Here is a 16,928-nt window from a genome sequence, read left to right as displayed (position 1 = left end):
GCCGAGGAGGAAGGTCGGTGCCATGCGCACCCGAATTCTCGTACTTGGCGGGCGCGTCGGCTAGAGCGGGCACACCACGCCCCGCTCGGGAGAGACCGACGCGCCACCCCTCGCATGCCCTTGGCACGAGGGGTTTTTTGTTGCACTGGAACTGTTCGAAGAGGCAATACCCCGGCCGATTCGCCCACGTACGAGCCCCTCACACGGGCCGGGTGGACGATGGAGGCAGGACCGGCGACCGCCACCAGGTCCCTCACCTGGCGGACGGCAGAACCCGAGAAGAGACAGGCAGATGACCGAGCACGCCGCCCCCCGCCGCGGGGACACCCCGGCCGCCCACGCTCCCGCGCCCAGCGTGGTCGAGACCATGACCGGTGCGCAGTCCCTCATCCGCTCGCTCGAGGCCGTGGGCGCGGACACCGTCTTCGGCATCCCGGGTGGCGCCATCCTCCCCGCCTACGACCCGCTGATGGACTCCCAGAAGGTCCGTCACATCCTGGTCCGGCACGAGCAGGGCGCCGGCCACGCCGCCACCGGCTACGCGCAGGCCACCGGCCGGGTCGGCGTCTGCATGGCGACCTCCGGCCCGGGCGCGACCAACCTGGTCACCCCGATCGCCGACGCCTACATGGACTCCGTCCCGATGGTCGCGATCACCGGCCAGGTCTCCTCCAAGGCGATCGGCACCGACGCCTTCCAGGAGGCGGACATCTGCGGCATCACGATGCCGATCACCAAGCACAACTTCCTGGTGACCGACCCGGCCGAGATCCCCCGGGTGATCGCCGAGGCCTTCCACATCGCCGCCACCGGCCGCCCCGGCCCGGTCCTGGTCGACATCGCCAAGGACGCGCTGCAGGCCACCACCACCTTCCGCTGGCCGGTGGAGACCTCGCTGCCCGGGTACCGCCCGGTGACCAAGCCGCACGCCAAGCAGATCCGCGAGGCCGCCAAGCTGCTGGTCAACGCCAAGCGCCCGGTGCTCTACGTCGGCGGCGGCGTGCTCAAGGCGCAGGCCAGCGCCGAGCTGCGGATCCTGGCCGAGCTGACCGGCGCCCCGGTGGTCACCACCCTGATGGCGCTCGGCGTCTTCCCGGACAGCCACCCGCAGCACCTGGGCATGCCCGGCATGCACGGCTCCGTCCCGGCCGTCACCGCGCTGCAGAAGTCGGACCTGCTCTTCACCCTGGGCGCCCGCTTCGACGACCGGGTCACCGGCAAGCTGGACAGCTTCGCGCCGTTCGCGAAGGTCGTGCACGCCGACATCGACCCGGCCGAGATCGGCAAGAACCGCCCGGCCGACGTGCCGATCGTCGGTGACGCCCGCGAGGTGATCGCCGATCTGATCGTCGCCGTCCAGGCCGAGTTCGACGCCGGCCACAAGGGCGACTACACCGCCTGGTGGGAGAAGCTCAACGAGTGGAAGACCACCTTCCCGCTGGGCTACGAGGCCGCCCCCGAGGGCGGGTTGTCCCCGCAGCAGGTGATCGAGCGGATCGGGCAGCTGGTCGGCCCGGACGCCATCTACGCGGCGGGCGTCGGCCAGCACCAGATGTGGGCCTCGCAGTTCATCCGGTTCGAGAAGCCGGCCACCTGGCTCAACTCGGGCGGCGCGGGCACCATGGGCTACGCCGTCCCGGCCGCGATGGGCGCCAAGGCGGGCAAGCCGGACACCACGGTCTGGGCGATCGACGGTGACGGCTGCTTCCAGATGACCAACCAGGAACTGGTCACCTGCGCGCTGAACAACATCCCGATCAAGGTCGCCGTCATCAACAACGGCTCCCTCGGCATGGTCCGCCAGTGGCAGACCCTCTTCTACAACCAGCGCTACTCCAACACCGTGCTGCACTCCGGCCCGGAGCACGACGGCATCGAGGCGCCGGCCCAGGGCACCCGCATCCCGGACTTCGTGATGCTCTCCGAGGCGATGGGCTGCGTCGGCCTGCGCTGCGAGCGCCCGGAGGACCTGGACAAGGTGATCGAGCAGGCGATGGCGATCGACGACCGCCCGGTCGTCATCGACTTCATCGTCCACCAGGACGCCATGGTCTGGCCGATGGTGGCCGCCGGCACCAGCAACGACGAGATCCTCGCCGCCCGGGACGTGCGCCCGGACTTCGGCGACGACCTCGACTGACTGCCCTGACCAACCGATAGAGAGTCCATGACCACCATGTCCAAGCACACCCTCTCCGTCCTGGTCGAGAACAAGCCCGGCGTGCTCGCCCGCATCGCCGCCCTGTTCTCCCGTCGGGGCTTCAACATCGACTCGCTCGCGGTCGGCCCGACCGAGCACCCGGACATCTCCCGGATGACCATCGTGGTCAACGTGGAGGACCTCCCGCTGGAGCAGGTCACCAAGCAGCTCAACAAGCTGGTCAACGTGATAAAGATCGTCGAACTCGACCAGGCCGCCGCCGTGCAGCGCGAGCTGGTCCTGGTGAAGGTCCGCGCCGACGCCGAGTCGCGCTCGCAGATCGTCGAGATCGTCCAGCTGTTCCGCGCCAAGACGGTCGACGTCTCGCCGGACGCGGTGACCATCGAGGCCACCGGCAGTTCGGACAAGCTGGAGGCCATGCTCAAGATGCTGGAGCCGTACGGCATCAAGGAGTTGGTGCAGTCCGGCCTGGTCGCCATCGGCCGCGGCGCCCGTTCGATCACGGACCGCTCGCTCCGGGCGCTCGACCGCAGCGCCTGACCGGCCCCGCAAGACCTCTGACGACCCGTCGTCTCACACCCTGAAGCACCGCCCCACACCCCCGCCGGGTCCACGTACGGTAGGACCTGCAGGACCCGGCATCACCACCACGCAAGGAGATGTGCCCCCGTGGCCGAGCTGTTCTACGAAGACGACGCCGACCTCTCGATCATCCAGGGCCGCAAGGTCGCGATCATCGGCTACGGCAGCCAGGGCCACGCCCACGCGCTGTCGCTGCGCGACTCCGGCGTGGACGTCCGGGTCGGCCTCAAGGAGGGCTCCTCCTCCAAGGCGAAGGCGGAGGAGGAGGGCCTGCGCGTGGTCACCGCCGCCGAGGCCGCCGCCGAGGCCGACGTCATCATGATCCTGGTGCCGGACCCGATCCAGGCCGACGTCTACGAGGCGGACATCGCCCCGCACCTGAAGGCCGGCGACGCGCTGTTCTTCGGCCACGGCCTGAACATCCGCTTCGGCTTCATCAAGCCCCCGGCCGACGTCGACGTCTGCATGGTCGCCCCGAAGGGCCCGGGCCACCTGGTCCGCCGCCAGTACCAGGAGGGCCGCGGCGTCCCCGCCATCGTGGCCGTCGAGCAGGACGCCACCGGCAAGGCCTTCGACCTGGCGCTCTCCTACGCCAAGGGCATCGGCGCCACCAAGGCCGGCGTCATCAAGACCACCTTCACCGAGGAGACCGAGACCGACCTGTTCGGTGAGCAGGCCGTCCTCTGCGGTGGCACCGCCGCCCTGGTCAAGGCCGGTTTCGAGACCCTGGTCGAGGCCGGCTACCAGCCAGAGATCGCCTACTTCGAGTGCCTCCACGAGCTGAAGCTCATCGTCGACCTGATGTACGAGGGCGGCCTGGAGAAGATGCGCTGGTCCATCTCGGAGACCGCCGAGTGGGGCGACTACGTCACCGGCCCGCGCATCATCACCGCCGACACCAAGGCCGAGATGAAGAAGGTCCTCGCGGAGATCCAGGACGGCACCTTCGCCAACACCTGGATCGCCGAGTACAAGGCGGGCCTGCCGAAGTACAACGAGTACAAGAACGCCGACTCCGAGCACCTGCTGGAGACCACCGGCAAGAAGCTGCGCAAGCTGATGAGCTGGGTCGACGAGAACGCGTAACCCGCACAACCCGCTTGTACACAACGGCTGTTCCCGTCCGGGTGATTTCGCCGGACGGGAGCAGCCGATGCGCATCACCGTCGATACACTTCCGAGTGCGCGTCAGGCCCACAGCGTCGTGCGTCTACCTACGCGGCATGCCACCTTCCCCCGCCCTGCCACGCCACCTTCGTGAGGGCCCTGGGAACCGGACAGTTAAGGACAACACTGTCGTGAGCAAATCCGTAGTACTCATCGCCGAAGAGCTGTCTCCCGCCACCGTCGACGCGCTGGGCCCGGACTTCGAGATCCGGCAGTGCAACGGCGCGGACCGCACCGAGCTGCTGACCGCCATCGCGGACGTGGACGCCATCCTGATCCGCTCCGCCACCAAGGTGGACGCCGAGGCGCTGGCCGCCGCCAAGAAGCTCAAGGTGGTCGCCCGCGCGGGCGTCGGCCTGGACAACGTGGACGTCTCCGCCGCCACCAAGGCCGGCGTGATGGTCGTGAACGCCCCGACCTCCAACATCGTCACCGCCGCCGAGCTCGCCTGCGGCCTGCTGATCTCGGTCGCCCGCAACATCGCGCCCGCCAACGCCGCGCTCAAGCAGGGCGAGTGGAAGCGCAACAAGTACACCGGCGTCGAGCTGAGCGAGAAGACCCTCGGCGTGGTCGGCCTCGGCCGGATCGGCGTCCTGGTCGCCCAGCGGATGTCCGCCTTCGGCATGAAGATCGTGGCCTACGACCCCTACATCCAGGCCGCCCGCGCGGCCCAGATGGGCGTCAAGCTGCTCTCCCTCGAGGAGCTGCTGGAGGTCTCCGACTTCATCACCGTGCACCTCCCCAAGACCCCCGAGACGATCGGCCTGATCGGCGACGAGGCGCTGCACAAGGTCAAGCCGAGCGTGCGCATCGTCAACGCCGCCCGCGGCGGCATCGTGGACGAGGCGGCCCTGGCCTCCGCGCTGCGCGACGGCCGGGTGGCCGGCGCCGGCCTGGACGTCTACGCCAAGGAGCCGTGCACCGACTCCCCGCTGTTCGGCTTCGACAACGTGGTGGCCACCCCGCACCTGGGCGCCTCCACCGACGAGGCCCAGGAGAAGGCCGGCATCGCCGTCGCCAGGTCGGTCCGCCTCGCCCTCGCGGGCGAGCTGGTGCCGGACGCGGTCAACGTCCAGGGCGGCGTGATCGCCGAGGACGTCCGTCCGGGCCTGCCGCTGGCCGAGAAGCTCGGCCGGATCTTCACCGCGCTGGCCGGCGAGGTGGCCGTCCGCCTCGACGTCGAGGTGCGCGGCGAGATCACCCAGCACGACGTCAAGGTGCTCGAACTCTCCGCCCTGAAGGGCGTGTTCGAGGACGTGGTGGCCGAGACGGTGTCCTACGTCAACGCCCCGCTGTTCGCCCAGGAGCGCGGTGTCGAGGTCCGCCTCACCACCTCCAGCGAGTCCCCCGAGCACCGCAACGTGATCACCGTCCGCGGCACCCTGTCCGACGGCTCGGAGGTCGCCATCTCCGGCACCCTGGCCGGCCCGAAGCAGACCCAGAAGATCGTCGGCGTGGACGCCTTCGACGTGGACGTCGCGCTCACCGACCACATGGCCTTCTTCAAGTACGAGGACCGCCCCGGCGTGGTCGGCACCCTCGGCAAGATCCTCGGCGACGCCGGCATCAACATCGCGGGCATGCAGGTCGCCCGCGACGGCTCCGAGGCGCTCGCCTCGATCACCGTGGACAGCGAGGTCTCCCAGGAGGTCCTGGCCGAGATCTCCACGGCGATCGGCGCGCGCTTCGCCCGTTCGGTGAACCTCGGCTGACAGCACGTCAGAGGGCCCGGTCCGCTGCGGCGGACCGGGCCCTTTCCGTCTCCCGGGTGAGTCCCGTCTCAGATACTAGGAAATCCAACTATCCGTGCAGACAGGAACCGCCGGGCGTCGTACCGTGAAGGAGTCATACGGTGTGCCACCCCTCCAACGAGGGTGCGTGGCCCGTGTGTCCGTACGCACCCATGGCAGGCGACCCCTGCCCGGCGTACCCGAAATCCCTCACCCCACGCGTACGACTCAAGGAGTTCGGTATGCCCACCACCACCGACCGCCACGCCTCCGCCGCCGAGACCACGGCCCCCCGCCGCCGTCGCCGCGCCCAGTCCGACCCCCGCGCCAACGCCGCCCTGCAGCGCTCGCTGGACCGCCGCGACAACGGCGGCTCGACCGGGCACTGAGCCCCGCGAGCCGGTCGCAGCGCCGGGTCGCGCCGCAGGTCACGGGCGCTGCGCCGAACGCCTGACGATCCGTCACCCACAGGAGTGCAACCGCGACTCCAAGGAGGGACGGTGCTCGCCGGACCCGGCGCGATGATCCTAATTTGGTGCCTCCGGAAGGGTGATCGAGCTCCGCACGGCGCGGGCCTACCGCAACCCCTGCCGGGGGAGACAGGCCCTTGCGCACCACCACCCTCGTCCGGCTCGGCACCCTGCTGCTGACCGGCTCGCTCGCCCTCGCCGCCGTACCGCTCTCCGGTGCGGCGGCCGAGCGCGCCACGACCGACCACGACCCGGCGGGCCGCCGAAGCGTCCTGCTGGAGCTCGACACCGAGTCCGCCGCCGCGGCCTGGCAGCAGGCCACCGCGGAGGCCCGGCGCCAGCGCCGCGGCCCCGAGGCGGTCCGCCGGGCCGGGGCCGAGGCCGGCGCCGAACGGCGCCGCGCCACCGACCGCGCGGCCGGCCGGCTGGCCGACGCGGTACGGCGGTCGGTGCCCGCGGCGCACGAGCTCTACCGCACCCACACGCTGCTCTCCGGGATCGCGGTGAACGTGCCCGCCGCCGCGGTGCCCGGCCTGGCCCGGCTGCCCGGGGTGCGCGCGGTGCACCCGATCGCACTCAAGGAACGGGTCAACTCCCACTCGGTCCCGCTCACCGGCGCCCCCGCCGTCTGGGCCGGCCCGGAGGGCTCCACCGGCTCCACCGGACGCGGCGTCAGCATCGGCATCATCGACTCCGGCCTGGACTACACCCACGCGGACTTCGGCGGCCCCGGCACCGAGGCGGCGTTCAAGGCCGTCGACGGCGCCAGGACCGCACCGAAGGAGCTCTTCCCGACCGAGAAGGTCTTCGGCGGCAAGGACCTGGTCGGCGACGCCTACGACCCCTCCTCGGACGAGGGCAGCCACCCGGTGCCCGACGACAACCCGCTGGACTGCGCCCTCAACGGCCACGGCACCCACGTGGCCGGCACCGCCGCCGGCTACGGCGTCACCTCGGCCGGCGCCACCTACCACGGCCCGTACCGGCCCGGCCTGGACCCGGCCGGCTTCAAGGTCGGCCCCGGCGCGGCCCCCGAGGCCCGGCTCTACCCGATCCGGGTCTTCGGCTGCTCCGGCTCCACCGACCAGCTCACCGAGGCGCTCGACCTGGCCGCCGACCCGGACCAGGACGGCGACCTGACGGACCGTCTGGACGTGGTCAACCTCTCGCTCGGCAGCCCGTTCGGCGGCCCCGACGACGCCGACGCCCTCACCGCCGACCGGCTCGCCGCGCTCGGCACCGTGGTGGTCGCGGCGGCCGGCAACGAGGGCGACGTGTACGCCATCGGCGGCAGCCCCGGCACCGCCCCCCGGGTGCTCACGGTGGCCGCCTCGGTCGACCCGCACGGCGACGCCGACGGCCTGCGGGTGCTCGCCCCCGAATCCCTGGCCGGTCTCGTCCCGGCACACTGGAGCGCCAAGTACCAGCACTGGGACGACCGCGAGGTGCAGGGGCAACTCGCCCTGCCCGCCGACCAGTCGGACGGCTGCAAGCCCTTCTCCGCCGCCGACGCGGCCCGGCTCAAGGACCGGATCGCCGTGCTGGCCTGGAGCACCCGCGAGCCCGACCGGGCCTGCGGCTCCGCGCCCCGGGCCAACAACGCCGCCGACGCCGGAGCCGTCGGCACCCTGTTCGCCGCCGACGGCGACCACCTCGGCGAGATCGCCGGGAACGACCGCATCCCGGCCGCCATCCTGGCCAGGGCCGACGGCGAGCGCCTGCGCAAGGCCGCCGAGGCCGGCCCGGTCACCGTCCAGCTGGCCACCCCGGGCAACCCCCTGCACGGCGCGGTGGCCCAGGAGCAGCCGCAGCGCACGGACACCCTGACCTCCTTCACCTCCCGCGGCATCGGCCTGCCCGGCCTGGTCAAGCCCGACCTCGCCGCCCCCGGCGAGACCATCTGGTCCGCCAAGGTCGGCTCCGGCTCCGGCGGCATGCGCGAGGACGGCACCTCGATGGCCTCCCCGCACGTGGCCGGCCTGGCCGCCCTGGTCCGCGACGTCCACCCCGACTGGACGGTGGCCCAGGTCAAGGCCGCCCTGATGAACACCGCCGGGGACACCTGGCTCGGTGACGGGCAGTCGGGCCCGGTCCACGGCCCCGAACGCACCGGCGCCGGACGGGTCCGGGTCGACCGGGCCGTCGCCACCCCCGTGGTCGCCTACGCGGCCGGCGAGGCGGTGGACGGCGCGGTCGGCCTCTCCTTCGGCCCCGTCCCGGTCACCGGCCCCACCGCGCTCACCCGCGAGGTGGAGCTGCACAGCTTCGCCGACCGCCCGCTGGAGTACCGCACCGGCTACGCCGCCGCCACCGAAGTACCCGGCACCGCCTTCGAGTTGACCCCCGCCCGGGTGACCGTCCCGGCCGGCGGCACCGCCCGGGTCAAGGTCACCCTCCGGGTGCCCGGCCGGCTCGACCGCGCACCGGACCCGACCCTGGACCTCATCCAGGGCGGCAAGGCCCGCAGCTACCGCGGCGAGCTCTCCGGCCGCCTGCTGCTCACCCCCGCGGAGGGCACGGCGCCGGAGCTCCGGGTGCCGCTGTTCGCCGCGCCGCGCGCCGCCTCCGACCTGACGGCCGGTCAGCAGGCCCGGCTCGGCCGGACCAGCTCCCTGCTCACCCTCACCGGCACCGCGGCACCCGCCGCCGTCGGCGGCCTGCTCTCCGCCTTCGCCCTCGGCGGCGAGGCCCCCCGCTGGCCGGACTGCCCGCCCGGGGCCGCCGCCGAGCAGGCTGCGGTCAAACAAGACGTGAGCCCGGACCTCTGCGTCACCCGACCCGCCGACCGGGCGGCCAACCTCCGGGCCGCCGGGGCCGCCAGCGACGCCCCCGCGGTCGGCGGCGAACCCCTGGAGAACGGCACCCTCTACCTGGCCGCCGCGCTCTGGGCCGCCGCCCCCACCCCCGTCGGCCAGTTCGCCGTCCGGGCCTCGCTGGACACCGACGGCGACCAGCAGACCGACGTGGTGGTCGCCGCCGACCGCCTCAAGGGCAGCGACGTCCTGGTCGCCCGGACCTACGACGCCAAGAGCGGGGAGGAGCTCGACGTCCAGCCGCTGAACGCCCGTTGGGGCGACACCGACACCGACCTGCTCGACACCGACGCCCTGGTCCTCCCCGTCCGGCTCGCCAAACTCCCCGGCCTGCGGCAGTCCACCTCCCGGATCCGCTACGCCCTCTGGACCGGCTTCGCCGCCCCCGGCCTGCCCGACGCGGCCGAGGCCCTCTCCTCGATCGGCCTCAAGGACGGCCGCCCCACCCTGGCCCTCGACGTCCTGGCCCCCGCCCTCGACATCCGCGCGGGCGCGGCCGGCCCCGCCGCCGTCGCCACCCCCGAACAGCCCGGCACCGCCCTGGAGATCCGCCGCCGCAACCCCGCCGCGGACCGGCTCCTCCTGCTCCACCACCTCAACCCCGACGGCCGCCGCACCGAGGTGGTCCGGCTTCGGTAGGTGGAGCATCGCTGGTGAGACCCTCCGGGCAGCCGGAAGGCGGCGACCCAGGGGCGCGAGGAACTGCGCGAATCGGAAGTTGACGACCCGTGTGCCGGGTACGGAGGCTCACTTGCAAGTGGCTGTCCGTACCCGGCACACGGGTTTCGTCCTTCCGCAGCGCGCAGTTCCCCGCGCCCCTATTCGCCCTCCGGGCGGTTCCGCTGCGGGCGCCGCCGGGCCAGGGAGAGCAGGACGACCGCGGCCAGCACGGCCAGTGCGGCCGCGCTGATGGCCAGGCCGTCGGTGAGGCCCGGTGGGCGGTAGGAGCACGAGACGGTGGTGGCGGCGTCGCCGAGGGGGACGGCGATCAGGCCGAGGTAGGAGCCGGGCACCCGCTCCGGCCCGCCGTTCACGCGGCAGGTCCAGCCCTCCACCGCCGGGGCGGCGACCACCGCGGTGCCGATGGCCCCGACCGGCAGCTCGGCCGTCAGGGTGTGCCCGCCGGCCGTCACCCGTTCCGCCGCGGTCAGTCCCGCCACCGCCCGTTCCAGGGCTCCCGGCGCCAGGCACCCGAGCGGCCGCTCCGGGACCTGGGTCACCGCCCCGGCCCGCAGGAGGAGCCGGATCCGTCCGTCACCCGGGACGGTCCCGAGCGGGTGCACCGGTTCCGAGACCACGGGCTGCTGCCCCGCGCTGACGTACTCGGTGCCCAGGGCGCTCACCGTCCCCGCGTACCAGGGCCCGTGGAAGTACGCCGTCGAGCCGGGGGAGCAGCTCGCCTCGAACCCCGCCCCGCCGGCCGGCACCGACCACCCGCTGCTGCCGTGCGGGGTCGGCCCGGCGGAACCCCCCACCGGCGTCAACTCCGGTACCTCGTACAGGTTCCGGGCATCGAGCAGCGATCCCTGACGGGCCCACACCGAGGACCCGTCCACCACCGGCACCCCCGCCCGCACCGTCACCAGCGGCGCCGCGGCACCCGCCCGCCCCACCACGAACCCGCCGCCCCCGTCCGCCAGGAAGGTCCGCACCCCGAACACCGCCCGCCCGACCGGGTCCGCCGGGCTGAGCGTCTGCCGCCCGCCGGAGTACCAGCCGGCCCCGAGGTCGTGCAGCAGTTCCGCGGTGACGCGCGGCAGCCGGTCGGAGCGGTAGCCGCCGCCCTGGCCGTCCAGCAGCATCGGGTCGTTGTCGGTGAACGCGTGCGGCCCGGGGTCGGCCCGCCCGTCCGGCCAGGTCCGCTCCGCCCGCAGGACCCGGTACGCCTCCCGCGCCTGCCCCGCGTCCACCTGTGCCCCGCCGGTCGGAGCGCCCGCGTACGCCGCGTACGAGGCCCCCGCCACCACCGCCACCGTCAGCCCGGCCGCCACCGCCCGTTCGGCCCCGCCCCGCCGCAGCAGCCACAGCCCGGCGGCCACCACCGCCCCGCCCGCCGTGACCAGCACCCACGTGGCCCCGGTCAGCCCGCCGCCCCCGACCTGGGCCACCGTCACCACCACCGCCACCACCCCCGCCCCGCCCGCCAGCGCGGGCAGGTCGGGCGGCCGGGAGAGCGAGACCCAGGCCGCCATCACCAGCAGTCCGCTGAGCACGAAGGCGGCCAGGTACGGGGTGCCGGTGCCGGTGGTCAGCCCGGGGTCGTGCCAGAGCAGCACCTCCGGCCGCCAGACCAGCCCGGCCCCGGCGAGCACCAGCAGCAGCGGCCAGCCGATCCGTTCCCGCCGCGCGAGCCCGCGGTTGAACGGCAGGGTGGCCGCCAGCAGCAGCCCGAGCATCCCCACCGAGACGTCCGGCAGCGGCAGCCCGGGGCGCCCGCCGGGCAGCAGTTGGCCCAGGTAATCGGCGAGGCCGGGCGCGCCCCGGTAGCCGGTGAGCGGCCCCGGCTGGGCGGCCCGGGCGGCCTTCAGGCCCACCGTCACCACCGGCGCGGCCAGCAGCGCCCCGAGCAGTCCGGCCGAGCCGGCCCGCCAGAGCGCGCCCAGCCGGGCCCGGGGCGGACGGTCCGTCAGCACCAGCTGGAGCAGCAGCACCAGCCCGGCGCCCGCCATGGCGGCCACTCCGGTCGGCAGGTTCCCGGCCAGGGCGACGGTCACCGCCAGGATGCCGACCAGCCGGTGGCGGCCGCGCAGGCACCAGTCCCCGGCCAGGCAGAGCAGCGGCAGCGAGACGGTGCCCCAGAGCCAGGCGGGCGTGGTCACGCCGTCCTGGACCACCCAGGCGCAGAGCCCGTACCCGGCGCCGAGCAGGGCCCGCTGCCAGCCGGGCCCGGGGTGCAGCCGTCCGAGCAGACGGGTCGTCAGGGCGGCGGCCAGGCCCAGGCTGAGCAGCGGGACCAGGAAGGCGGCGAGCGCGATCGAGCCCCGGGGGAGCAGGGCGGCGGCCGGCCAGGAGAACGGGTTGGCCAGGTAGGCGGCGAGGTCGGGCAGGAACGGGGCGCCGTAGCCGCTGCCCCAGTTGAACAGCAGGTCCCCGGTGGTGGAGCCGTGCAGCAGGTCCCGCAGGTGCGCGTGGTACGGCACCGACTCCGCCCCGGCCACCGCCGTTGGGCCGAACGGGTACTCCTGCCGCGCGGCCACGGCGGCCGTGTAGGCCGCCGCCGTCAGCCCCGAGGCCCCCAGCTCCGCACGGCGCCCACGCGCCGATGTCCAGCCGCTCACCGACCAGGCACCCCTGACGTTCCGTCATGATTTGTCCGGATCCGAGCATAGGGCGGCGGGGGCCCGGACCGGCCCGCCAAGCGCCGTCCGAATGGTGGACATCGGATGTCACCGCTTGGGACGCGGAGTACTGTCGAGCGCATGTCTCGCAGCCTTCGTCTCGCAGTGATCCCCGGTGACGGCATCGGCCAGGAAGTCGTGGCCGAGGGCCTCAAGGTGCTCGCCGCCGCCCTCCCCGCCGACGTCAAGGTGGAGACCACCGAGTACGACCTCGGTGCCCGTCTCTACCACCGCACCGGTGAGACCCTCCCGGACGCCGTGCTGGAGGAGCTCAAGGGCGCCGACGCGATCCTGCTCGGCGCCATCGGCGACCCGAGCGTCCCGTCCGGCGTGCTGGAGCGCGGTCTGCTGCTGAAGCTCCGCTTCGCCTTCGACCACCACATCAACCTCCGCCCGGGCAAGCTCTTCCCGGGTGTCCAGGGCCCGCTGGCCGGCGCCCCGGAGATCGACTTCGTGGTGGTCCGCGAGGGCACCGAGGGCCCGTACGTCGGCAACGGCGGCACCCTGCGCACCGGCACCGAGCACGAGGTGGCCACCGAGGTCAGCCTGAACACCGCGTTCGGCATCGAGCGCGTGGTCCGCGACGCCTACAGGCGCGCCGCCGCCCGCCCGCGCAAGAAGCTCACCCTGGTGCACAAGAACAACGTGCTGGTGCACGCCGGCCACCTCTGGTCCCGGATCTTCGCCGAGGTCGGCCAGGAGTTCCCCGAGGTCACCACCGACTACCTGCACGTGGACGCGGCGACGATCTTCTTCGTCACCCAGCCCGAGCGCTTCGACGTGATCGTCACCGACAACCTGTTCGGCGACATCCTCACCGACCTCGCCGCGGCCGTCACCGGCGGCATCGGCCTGGCCGCCTCCGGCAACATCAACCCCACCGGCGCCTTCCCGTCGATGTTCGAGCCGGTGCACGGCTCCGCCCCGGACATCGCCGGCCAGGGCAAGGCCGACCCGACCGCCACCGTGCTCTCGGTCGCCATGCTGCTGGACCACCTCGGCTTCGCCGAGGAGGCCGCCAAGGTCGAGGCCGCCGTCGCCGCCGACCTCACCGAGCGCTCGGGTGCCCGCTCCACCAGCGAGGTCGGCGACGCGCTCGCCGCCCGAGTATCCGGCTGACGGGCCGGAACCAGACGAACCACAGCCCGACCGGCTGTTCGGCACGGCCCTCTGGATGCGAGTATCGACAGTGGGCCGTGCCTTCGTGTGTTCATTCACAGTGGTGGGTACCGGCCCGGACCAACCCCACGGTGAAGGACAGACAGTCATGAGTACGCCCACCCAGGCGCCCATCACGTTCGACCTCAAGCCCTCCGCGCACCCGCTCTCCGACGGTGAGCGCGCGGCCCGGCTGACCAGCCCCGGCTTCGGACGGGTCTTCACCGACCACATGGTCACCATCCGGTGGACCGAGGGCCGGGGTTGGCACGACGCCCAGCTGACGCCCTACGCGCCGCTGGAGATCGACCCGGCCAACATGACCCTGCACTACGGCCAGGCGATCTTCGAGGGCATGAAGGCCTACCGCCAGCCCGACGGCTCGGTCGCCTCCTTCCGCCCGACCGCCAACGCCGAGCGCTTCGCCGCCTCCGCCCGCCGCCTGGCCATGCCCGAGCTCCCGGTCGAGACCTTCGTCGAGGCCGTCGACCTGCTGGTCCGCCAGGACGAGGCCTGGGTGCCCGAGGAGGCCGAGCAGAGCCTCTACCTGCGGCCCTTCATGTTCGCCACCGAGGTCGGCCTGGGCGTCCGCCCGGCCAACGAGTACCTCTTCATGGTCATCGCCTCCCCGGCCGGCGCCTACTTCCCCGGCGGCGTGAAGCCGGTCTCCGTCTGGCTCTCCGAGGAGTACGTCCGGGCCGCGCCCGGCGGCACCGGCGCCGCCAAGTGCGCCGGCAACTACGCCGCCTCGCTGGTCGCCCAGGCCCAGGCCGCCGAGAAGGGCTGCGACCAGGTCGTCTGGCTCGACGCCGCCGAGCACCGGTGGATCGAGGAGATGGGCGGCATGAACCTCTACTTCGTCTTCGGCGAGGGCAAGGACGCGAAGATCGTCACCCCCGAGCTCTCCGGCGCCCTGCTCCCCGGCATCACCCGGGCCTCCCTCCTCACCCTCGCCGCCGACCTCGGCTACGCCGTCGAGGAGCGGAAGATCTCCACCGACGAGTGGCGCGAGGCCAACGCCGACGGCACCCTCACCGAGGTCTTCGCCTGCGGCACCGCCGCCGTCATCACCCCCGTCGGCTCGGTCAAGTCCGCCCGCGCCGACTGGACCGTCGGCAAGGGCGAGCCCGGCCCCGTCACCATGGAGCTCCGCAAGACCCTCCTCGCCCTCCAGGGCGGCCAGCTCCCCGACACCCACAACTGGCTCCACAAGATCCTCTGACCCACCCTCAGGGCGCCCCTCCCCGGGGCGCCCTGGCTCCGGTGACCTCGATCCGCCCCCCCGGCTGACCTGACACGTCCCGGATGGCGAGACGCGGGGGCCGGATCGCGGATGGTGTGCCAGACTGCGAACGTGTCCTCGCTTTCGCTGATTATTAGCAGCAGGCGCGCCGGTCCGCAGTGACCGCTCCCGTACCACCACCACGCGGAGCGCCCACCAGCGTCCAGACCCGCGCGCAGACCTCTCGCACCCGCGAGGGGTCTTTTCGTTTTCCCGGACCGGCCACCGGCCCCTCACGAGGGGGCTCGGGGACACCGGGAGGCGCGCGGGATGCTGGACAGTGGAGCCGGATTCGTATCCCGGCAACCAACCGAGCAGTACCTCCCCGAAACGGAGAACCGACGGCCATGACCGAGGCCAGCAACGCCAGCAGCCGACCCAACGACGAGTTCCACGTCTTCGACACCACGCTGCGCGACGGCGCCCAGCGCGAGGGCATCAACCTCAGCGTGGCCGACAAGCTGACCATCGCCCGGCACCTGGACGAGTTCGGCGTCGGCTTCATCGAGGGCGGCTGGCCCGGGGCCAACCCGCGCGACACCGAGTTCTTCGCCCGCGCCGCCGCCGAGCTGGACCTCAGGCACGCCCAGCTGGTCGCCTTCGGCGCGACCCGCCGCGCGGGCGGCAAGGCCGCCGACGACCCGCAGCTGGCCGCGCTGGTCAACAGCGGCGCCCCGGTGGTCACCCTGGTGGCCAAGTCGCACGACCGGCACGTCGAGCTGGCCCTGCGCACCACCCTGGACGAGAACCTGGAGATGGTCCGGGACAGCGTCGAGCACCTCAAGGCCCTGGGCCGCCGGGTGTTCATCGACTGCGAGCACTTCTTCGACGGCTACCAGGCCAACCGCGACTACGCGCTCGCCGTGGTCCGCACCGCGCACGAGGCCGGCGCCGACGTGGTGGTGCTCTGCGACACCAACGGCGGGATGCTGCCCGGCGGTGTCCGGGAGATCGTCGCCGACGTGATCGCCGAGACCGGCGCCCGCCTCGGCATCCACGCCCAGGACGACACCGGCTGCGCGGTGGCCAACACGCTGGCCGCCGTGGACGCCGGCGCCACCCACGTGCAGTGCACCGCCAACGGCTACGGCGAGCGGGTCGGCAACGCCAACCTCTTCCCGGTGGTCGGCGCGCTGGAGCTGAAGTACGACCGCCGGGTGCTGCCCGCCGGGAAGCTGGCCGAGATGACCCGGATCTCGCACGCGATCGCCGAGGTGGTCAACCTCGCGCCCTCCACCCACCAGCCGTACGTGGGCTTCTCGGCCTTCGCGCACAAGGCCGGCCTGCACGCCTCCGCGATCAAGGTGGATCCGGACCTCTACCAGCACATCGACCCCGAGCTGGTCGGCAACACCATGCGGATGCTGGTCTCCGACATGGCCGGCCGGGCCTCGATCGAGCTCAAGGGCAAGGAACTGGGCTACGACCTCTCCGCCGACCGCGACCTGGTCGGCCGGGTGGTGGCCAAGGTCAAGGAGCAGGAGAACCTCGGCTTCACCTACGAGGCGGCCGACGCCTCCTTCGAGCTGCTGCTCCGCGACGAGGTGCGCGGCGCCAAGGTGCGGTTCTTCACCCTGGAGTCCTGGCGGACCATCAGCGAGCAGCTGGCGGACGGCACCCCGGGCAACGAGGCCACCGTGAAGCTCTGGGCCCAGGGTGAGCGCAGGATCGCCACCGGTGAGGGCAACGGCCCGGTGCACGCGCTGGACCAGGCGCTGCGTACGGCGCTGGAGCACATCTACCCGCCGCTGGCCAAGATGGAGCTGGTGGACTACAAGGTCCGCATCATGGAGGGCGCGCACGGCACCAGCTCGCGCACCCGGGTGCTGATCGAGTCCACCGACGGGGTGGCCACCTGGTCCACCGTGGGCGTGGCGGACAACGTGATCGGCGCCTCCTGGCTGGCCCTGGAGGACGCCTACACCTACGGCCTGATCCGGGCCGGCCTCGACCCGGAGGGCTGACCGGCCGTCAGCCGGACGTCAAGGAGTCAGAAAGGGCCCGCCACGGGGGTGGTGGGCCCTTTTCCGTGCCCCCATCAGCGGAGTCGGGCGAGGAGGGCGTGTTCGACGAGGGTGATGAGGGCGCTCTTGGCGCTGTCCCGGCGGCGTGCGTCGAGGGTGATGATGGGAGTGTCGGGGCCGAGTTGGAGTGCTTCTCGGACTTCGTCGGGGGTGTGGGGCTGGTGTCCGTCGAAGCCGTTGAGGGCGACGACGAAGGGGAGTCC

Annotated in this window: 10 protein-coding genes and 1 pseudogene; 9 read left to right on the top strand and 2 right to left on the bottom strand. The window is 72.9% G+C overall.

Translation table 11 applies throughout. The features are described from left to right. Nucleotides 1–292: 292 nt before the first annotated feature. The 6 genes from ACIA8O_RS28990 to ACIA8O_RS28965 all read left to right on the top strand — a co-directional run bounded on the left by ACIA8O_RS28990 (nucleotide 293) and on the right by ACIA8O_RS28965 (nucleotide 9,562). Nucleotides 293–2,140 carry an acetolactate synthase large subunit gene (locus ACIA8O_RS28990; RefSeq protein WP_396296930.1) on the top strand — a complete coding sequence of 616 codons (1,848 nt, stop codon included), beginning with the start codon at nucleotides 293–295 and terminating at the stop codon, nucleotides 2,138–2,140. Between the two features lie 36 nt (nucleotides 2,141–2,176). Further along, nucleotides 2,177–2,701, top strand: coding sequence for an acetolactate synthase small subunit (gene ilvN, locus ACIA8O_RS28985; RefSeq protein ID WP_396297185.1), 525 nt, complete (start codon nucleotides 2,177–2,179; stop codon nucleotides 2,699–2,701). 129 nt (nucleotides 2,702–2,830) lie between these two features. After that, entirely contained in the window at nucleotides 2,831–3,829 is a 999-nt protein-coding gene (ilvC, locus tag ACIA8O_RS28980) for a ketol-acid reductoisomerase (protein ID WP_396296929.1), read from the top strand. A 212-nt stretch (nucleotides 3,830–4,041) separates the two neighbouring features. Next, nucleotides 4,042–5,622, top strand: coding sequence for a phosphoglycerate dehydrogenase (gene serA / locus ACIA8O_RS28975; protein WP_396296928.1), 1,581 nt, complete (start codon nucleotides 4,042–4,044; stop codon nucleotides 5,620–5,622). Nucleotides 5,623–5,882: 260 nt separating this feature from the next. Continuing rightward, nucleotides 5,883–6,029 carry a hypothetical protein gene (locus ACIA8O_RS28970; protein ID WP_396296927.1) on the top strand — a complete coding sequence of 49 codons (147 nt, stop codon included), beginning with the start codon at nucleotides 5,883–5,885 and terminating at the stop codon, nucleotides 6,027–6,029. A 218-nt stretch (nucleotides 6,030–6,247) separates the two neighbouring features. Continuing rightward, nucleotides 6,248–9,562: a S8 family serine peptidase gene (locus tag ACIA8O_RS28965; protein WP_396296926.1), complete on the top strand. Its 3,315-nt coding sequence runs from the start codon at nucleotides 6,248–6,250 to the stop codon at nucleotides 9,560–9,562. A 179-nt stretch (nucleotides 9,563–9,741) separates the two neighbouring features. Here the strand turns inward: ACIA8O_RS28965 and ACIA8O_RS28960 are convergent, their stop codons facing one another. Then, nucleotides 9,742–12,201, bottom strand: coding sequence for a YfhO family protein (locus tag ACIA8O_RS28960; protein ID WP_396296925.1), 2,460 nt, complete (start codon nucleotides 12,199–12,201; stop codon nucleotides 9,742–9,744). Nucleotides 12,202–12,342: 141 nt separating this feature from the next. Here ACIA8O_RS28960 and ACIA8O_RS28955 point away from each other — a divergent pair, with 141 nt between their 5' ends. From ACIA8O_RS28955 to cimA, 3 genes are all read left to right on the top strand, one after another. Further along, a complete protein-coding gene (locus ACIA8O_RS28955) occupies nucleotides 12,343–13,380 on the top strand; it encodes a 3-isopropylmalate dehydrogenase (protein WP_396296924.1) in 1,038 nt (345 codons plus the stop codon). 148 nt (nucleotides 13,381–13,528) lie between these two features. Then, on the top strand, nucleotides 13,529–14,641 hold the full coding sequence (locus ACIA8O_RS28950; protein WP_396296923.1) for a branched-chain amino acid aminotransferase: 1,113 nt from the start codon (nucleotides 13,529–13,531) through the stop codon (nucleotides 14,639–14,641). Between the two features lie 407 nt (nucleotides 14,642–15,048). Continuing rightward, on the top strand, nucleotides 15,049–16,665 hold the full coding sequence (gene cimA, locus ACIA8O_RS28945; RefSeq protein ID WP_396296922.1) for a citramalate synthase: 1,617 nt from the start codon (nucleotides 15,049–15,051) through the stop codon (nucleotides 16,663–16,665). 74 nt (nucleotides 16,666–16,739) lie between these two features. Here cimA and ACIA8O_RS28940 read toward each other — a convergent pair. Then, nucleotides 16,740–16,928 (bottom strand): annotated as a pseudogene (locus tag ACIA8O_RS28940) (ATP-binding protein); the annotation flags it as partial.

Origin of the sequence: Kitasatospora sp. NPDC051853, assembly GCF_044452665.1 — a bacterium.
In the GTDB taxonomy this organism is placed as follows: Bacteria; Actinomycetota; Actinomycetes; order Streptomycetales; family Streptomycetaceae; genus Kitasatospora.
The sequence above is the reverse complement of the archived record's forward strand: the minus strand, read 5'-3'. Positions and strand labels throughout refer to the sequence as shown.

What these genes read in the sequence shown, in the direction of transcription:
- ACIA8O_RS28990 (WP_396296930.1), top strand. Translation starts at nt 293, where the DNA reads ATGACCGAGCACGCCGCCCCCCGCCGCGGGGACACCCCGGCCGCCCAC.
- ilvN (WP_396297185.1), top strand. Translation starts at nt 2,177, where the DNA reads ATGTCCAAGCACACCCTCTCCGTCCTGGTCGAGAACAAGCCCGGCGTG.
- ACIA8O_RS28970 (WP_396296927.1), top strand. Translation starts at nt 5,883, where the DNA reads ATGCCCACCACCACCGACCGCCACGCCTCCGCCGCCGAGACCACGGCC.
- ACIA8O_RS28955 (WP_396296924.1), top strand. Translation starts at nt 12,343, where the DNA reads ATGTCTCGCAGCCTTCGTCTCGCAGTGATCCCCGGTGACGGCATCGGC.
- ACIA8O_RS28950 (WP_396296923.1), top strand. Translation starts at nt 13,529, where the DNA reads ATGAGTACGCCCACCCAGGCGCCCATCACGTTCGACCTCAAGCCCTCC.
- cimA (WP_396296922.1), top strand. Translation starts at nt 15,049, where the DNA reads ATGACCGAGGCCAGCAACGCCAGCAGCCGACCCAACGACGAGTTCCAC.